Genomic DNA, 625 nt, shown 5'->3' with positions numbered 1-625 from the left:
GATTTTGTTACAGCAACTGAAGCAGATTAGTGGTGATAAAGAACTACTGTTCCCGGGGGATCACGATGCAACTAAGGTTATGAGTGAAAATACTGTTAACAGCGCTTTACGTGCAATGGGTTATGACACGAAAACTGAAGTCTGCGGACATGGTTTTAGAACGATGGCGCGTGGTGCATTGGGTGAGTCAGGGTTATGGAGCGATGATGCAATAGAACGTCAGTTGAGTCATACAGAGCGTAATAATGTGCGTGCGGCTTATATTCATACATCTGAACATCTTAATGAAAGAGGATTGATGATGCAGTGGTGGGCGAACTATTTTTACGCAAACACTGAACAACATATCTCCCCATATGATTTTGCAAATAAATCATAAAGTATGGGGAGTTGGTTTATTTTGAATTGACAGCGCTTTTGTCTTTTGGCTGATAAAACAGAGGGATGAATAAATGTCTTATATTTTTCATTCTTCCTGTAGATTCATCTTGGCATTCGGTGAAAAAAGCCATGTCAGATATTGTGCAATCTACTTTGCTAGTTAGCTTTTCTTTATCTGCAAGATACGTCCACCATTCTTTTACTCGCGAAAGTGCATTGTCTTTCTTGTTGAACACTATTATTC

At 39.4% G+C, this 625-nt stretch carries 2 protein-coding genes; one reads left to right on the top strand and one right to left on the bottom strand.

Going from position 1 to position 625, the window contains the following annotated elements:
- On the top strand, window positions 1–379 hold a 379-nt coding region (locus RTW80_RS26825; protein ID WP_409415321.1), incomplete at its 5' end, for a tyrosine-type recombinase/integrase.
- Window positions 380–395: 16 nt separating this feature from the next.
- Here RTW80_RS26825 and RTW80_RS26820 read toward each other — a convergent pair.
- A partial coding sequence (locus tag RTW80_RS26820) for a hypothetical protein (RefSeq protein ID WP_312721135.1) occupies window positions 396–625 on the bottom strand: 230 nt, incomplete at its 5' end.

The sequence above is a fragment of the Escherichia sp. AM3 genome (genome assembly GCF_032029835.1).
Taxonomy (GTDB): domain Bacteria; phylum Pseudomonadota; class Gammaproteobacteria; order Enterobacterales; family Enterobacteriaceae; genus Escherichia; species Escherichia coli.
This window is presented reverse-complemented; position numbering and strand designations above follow the sequence as displayed.